We start from the raw sequence: 3,240 nt of genomic DNA on the forward strand, positions 1-3,240 counted from the left end.
GTCCATAGATCGGCCGCAACTCGCGGAACCAGGTCGGAAAGTTCTTTTCGAGGCGCATGGAGAGCAGAGCGCGCATGCCGAAATCGACAAGGCCGAATTCCTCGCCGGCGTCCTTGATCGCTTTGTAAACCAGGCGTTCGTAGGCCGGCGCCATCCAGATTTCATAGCCGAGGTCGCCGGTGTAGGTGATGCGGTTGACCATGCAAGGCGCCCCGCCAACAGCCATCTCGCGGAAATCCATGAAACGGAAGGCTTTTGTCGAGACGTCGACATCGACCAGTTTCTGCAGCAGGTCCCGTGATTTCGGCCCGGCGATCGACAGGCCGACCAGCGTCTGGTCGAAGCGGTGGATGCGCACCGTTCCGTCCTTCGGCAGGTGCTTCTCGAACCAGCGCATGTGGTATTTCTGCGCCGCCGAAGAGCCCCAGATCATGAAGCGGTCTTCTGCCGCCTTGGCGATGGTGAAGTCGCCGATCAGCTTGCCGAACTCGTTGAGCATCGGCGTCAGCACGATGCGGCGGGTCTTCGGCATGCGGTTGGTCATCAGCCGGTTGAGGAAATCCTCGGCCGCGGGTCCCGAGACTTCGTATTTGGCAAAATTGGCGATCTCGGTGACGCCGACGCGCTCACGCGTGGCGCGCACTTCCTCGCCGATCGGCCCAAAATCGTTGGAGCGATGGAAGGAGACGATATCCCTGGGTTCCTTGCCTTCAGGTGCGAACCAGAGCGGGGTTTCGAGGCCCCAGCTGTCGCCCATGACCGCGTTGTTGGCCAGCATCGTGTCGTAGAGCGGCGTCGTCTGCGCCGGACGTGCCGCCGGCAGTTCCTCATTGGGGAAGCGGATGGAGAAGCGGCGCGAATAGTTTTCCCGCACCTTGGCGTTGGTGTAGCGCAGGCCGGCCCATTCACCGAAGCGTGTAACATCCATGCCCCAGACATCGAAGCCAGGATCGCCATGCACCATCCAGTTCGACAGTGCCAGACCGACGCCGCCGCCTTGGCTGAAGCCGGCCATCACGGCGCAGGCGCACCAGAAATTGGTCAGGCCCTGCACCGGGCCGACCAGCGGGTTGCCGTCCAGCGCGAAGGTGAAGGGGCCGTTGATGATCTGCTTGATGCCGGCCTTTTCGATGCCGGGGAAATGCTTGAAGCCGATTTCCAGCGACGGCGCGATGCGGTCGAGGTCCGGCGGCAGCAATTCGTGGCCGAAATCCCATGGCGTGTTGACCGGCGACCACGGCTTGCAGGCCTTCTCGTAGGTGCCGAGCAGGATGCCGTTGCGCTCCTGGCGGGTGTAGATCTCGCCCTTGAAGTCGAGCACGCCGATCATTTCGCGGCCGGTCGATTTGTTGAATTCCTCGACCTCCGGCATCGGCTCGGTGAGCAGATACATATGTTCCATGGCCAGAACCGGCAGTTCGACGCCGACCATGCGGCCGATCTCGCGCGCCCACAGGCCGCCGCAATTGACGACATGCTCGGCCTTCACCGTGCCCTGTTCGGTGACGACATTCCAGGTGCCGTCGACCTCCTGCGTCAATTCCACGACGCGGTTGCGCAGCACGATCTCGGCGCCGAGTTTTTTCGCCGCCTTTGAATAGGCGATGGTGGTGCCGGACGGGTCGAGATGGCCTTCGACCGGATCCCACATGGCGCCGACGAAATTGGTCTCGTCCATCAGCGGGAACATCGCCTTGGCTTCGGAAGGGGTGATCAGCTCTGTGTCCATGCCGAGATAGCGGCCCTTGGCGTGGGCAAGGCGCAGGAAGTCCATGCGCTCGGGCGTATCGGCCATCATCACGCCGCCGGTCAAATGCAGCGAGCAGGACTGGCCGGATATCTCCTCGATCTCCTTGTAGAGCTGCACCGTATAGGCCTGCAGCTTGGCGACGTTGGGGTCGCCGTTCAGCGTGTGGAAGCCGCCCGCCGCGTGCCAGGACGAGCCGGATGTGAGTTCAGAGCGCTCGATCAGCATGATGTCGGTCCAGCCGGCTTTGGCCAGGTGGTAGAGAACCGAGCAGCCGACGACGCCGCCGCCGATGACAACCGCTTTTACGTGTGATTTCATCTGGATAGGTCCGTGTTTGAAGAGATTGAATCGGGTGAGCGGGGTGTGAAAACAAAGCGGAGATCGGATGCGGCCGTGTTCTCGGCCAGGCTGCCATCAAGCGCGGCGAGGATGGTTTCACAGGCCGGAGTACGATGTTTCAGGACGTCATGGTTCCAAACACGCAGGATCGAATAGCCCTGGGCACGCATGAAATCGTCGCGGCGGCGGTCATATGAGCTGCCGGCGTGTTGGTGTCCGTCGACTTCCACGACAAGCCAATTTTTGCGGCAAGCGAAGTCCGCGTAGTATGGTCCGATAGAGAACTGTCGCGTGAACTTGTAGCCGCCAAGCTTGCGGGCCTTTAACTCAAGCCAAAGCAGCGCTTCGGCCTGGTTGTCACCTTGCCTGAGTTTTCTGGCTCGCTGGGTAGTGCCCGTTTTGCGACGGCTACGGGTTTCATGAGCGCCTTCCCCCACTCCGTCGCCGCTTCGCGACGCCACCTCTCCCCCCTCCGGAGGGAGAGGAAGGGTGCCAGCGTGCATAAGCTCGCGCCTTTCCTCTCCCCCGTCGATCGGGGGAGAGGTGTCGAGCGCAGCTCGACGGAGTGGGGGTCGACCGTTCATCAACAATACTGCCGATCAAAAATCGGTCGGCGCGCCGCCTTCGGACCGGCGCTTGGCGACGAAGGCGTTGAGTTCCTCGCGGATGGCCGGGTCCATGTAGGGCTCCTCATAGGACGCCAGCCGCTCCTTCCAGACCTTGTTGGCCTTTTCGAGCGCCGTCGGCGAGCCGGCTTCCGCCCAGGTCTCGTAATTGCGCCAGTCGGAGAGGATCGGCGAGTAGAAGGCGGTCTTGTAGCGGTCCTGCGTGTGCTGGGTGCCGAAGAAATGGCCCCCGGGGCCGACCGACTGGATGGCGTCGAAGCCGAGTGCCTCTTCGGAAAGGTCGAGCGGGGTCAGGAATTCGGCCACCATCTGCAGCAGGTCGATGTCCAGAATGGTCTTCTCGTAGGAGCAGCGCAGGCCGCCTTCGAGCCAGCCGGCGGCATGCATCATCAGGTTGCCGCCGCCCTGGATGGCGCCCCACAACGAGAACACGCTTTCATAAGCCGCCTGCGCGTCGACCGTGTTGGCGGCGCAGGTGTTGGAGGTGCGGTAGGGGATGTTGTAGCGGCGGGCAAGCTGGGCGCC

The 3,240-nt window shown here is 62.6% G+C and carries 3 protein-coding genes; all 3 read right to left on the reverse strand.

From position 1 onward, the window contains the following. Positions 1–2,068, reverse strand: a 2,068-nt coding sequence (locus EN994_RS23990; protein WP_164746125.1) for an FAD-dependent oxidoreductase, incomplete at its 3' end; no start/stop codon positions are given. Beyond that, on the reverse strand, positions 2,065–2,550 hold the full coding sequence (locus EN994_RS23995) for a DUF559 domain-containing protein (RefSeq protein ID WP_127224122.1): 486 nt from the start codon (positions 2,548–2,550) through the stop codon (positions 2,065–2,067). The genes EN994_RS23990 and EN994_RS23995, both read right to left, overlap by 4 nt. A gap of 138 nt (positions 2,551–2,688) precedes the next feature. Continuing rightward, positions 2,689–3,240 (reverse strand): trimethylamine methyltransferase family protein (locus EN994_RS24000; RefSeq protein ID WP_206530480.1); only part of this gene is annotated, 552 nt, incomplete at its 5' end.

Origin of the sequence: Mesorhizobium sp. M7A.F.Ca.CA.002.09.1.1 (assembly GCF_003998555.1) — a bacterium.
Lineage (GTDB): Bacteria > Pseudomonadota > Alphaproteobacteria > Rhizobiales > Rhizobiaceae > Mesorhizobium > Mesorhizobium ciceri.